Source organism: Sphaerothrix gracilis Ecp01 (assembly GCF_030405905.1).
GTDB lineage: Bacteria > Cyanobacteriota > Cyanobacteriia > Phormidesmidales > Phormidesmidaceae > Sphaerothrix > Sphaerothrix gracilis.
In genome coordinates this window covers 1-1280 of record NZ_JASATW010000125.1, presented here as the reverse complement: position 1 = coordinate 1280, position 1280 = coordinate 1, and the positions used below count along the sequence as shown (strand labels likewise).

Genomic DNA, 1280 nt, shown 5'->3' with positions numbered 1-1280 from the left:
ATCAATTTTAAAATTGAAAATAAATAAACTCTTGTTGTTCACCGGTAAAGCTAAATATTAGGATTACCAGAAAAAAGTAGAAGCTCCATCGAATAGGTTTTTTCAAAAAGTCTACTTTTTGGATTGCATACTCACCAGATCTTCCTAACCATTCAATAGCTAAGAAGAAGATTAGCAGTCCTAAGATGGTCATAGGCAAAATCTCAGGTTTGGTAAATAGGTTAGCTGTAAACATGTTTTTTATATATATAAATGCATTGGTCACATTGTCAGCTCTAAAAAATATCCAAGCGATAAGGGTTATAAAAAAAGTTGTTGTCATCTGGAATAATTCTCTGAACGAAGGAAAATATTTTCCTTCAGCGACTAAATTGGTATTAACTCTATTTTTATTTAATAAAAGTAATGGTAAAAAATAAAGAGCATTCAACGCTCCCCAAACAACAAATGTCCAATTAGCGCCATGCCAAAATCCACTAACAATAAAAATAATGAAGGTGTTTCTTATCTTCATTTTAATACCTCCTCTACTGCCTCCCAAAGGGATGTATAGGTAGTCCCTAAACCAAGTTGATAGTGATATGTGCCAACGCCTCCAAAACTCAGCGATATCTCTCGAAAAATAAGGAAATGCAAAATTTCGCTTAAGGTTAAATCCAAACAAACGAGAAATACCAATAGCAATATCTGAATAACCAGAGAAATCACCATAGATTTGAAAAGCAAAGAAAAAGGCACCTATTAAAAGTGTGCTTCCTGAATAGTCATCTTGATTGTTAAAAATTGTATTGGCATAAACCGCACAATTATCTGCAATAACGACTTTTTTGAACAACCCCCAAAGTACTTGGCGCAATCCATCTACGGCATGTTCATACACAAATTGTCTTTTTTTGTGAAATTGAGGTAGTAGGTTAGTGGCTCTCTCAATTGGCCCGGCAACTAACTGGGGAAAGAAACTGACAAAAGCCATGAATCCTAAGAAATCTTTAGTAGGCTCCAATTTTTTATTGTATACATCAATAGTGTAACTTAAGGTTTGAAATGTATAAAAGCTAATTCCGACCGGAAGTATTATATTAAGCGTGTTAATACTCAGTTGTCCACCAAAAAACGTAAATGATTCAACTAAGCTATCCACAAAGAAGTTATAATACTTAAAGAATCCTAAAAAGCCAAGGTTAACACAAATGCTAACCCATAAAAACACCTTGCGCTTGGATTGTTTATCTTCTGAATTGAGCTTTAGGCCAATGGTATAATCTACCAAAGAGCTAAAT

General features: G+C 33.8%; 1 protein-coding gene. It reads right to left on the bottom strand.

Going from position 1 to position 1280, the window contains the following annotated elements; genetic code table 11:
* Positions 1 to 7 precede the first annotated feature (7 nt).
* Positions 8 to 1280 (bottom strand): MBOAT family O-acyltransferase (locus tag QJQ48_RS28195; RefSeq protein ID WP_346294494.1); only part of this gene is annotated, 1273 nt, incomplete at its 5' end.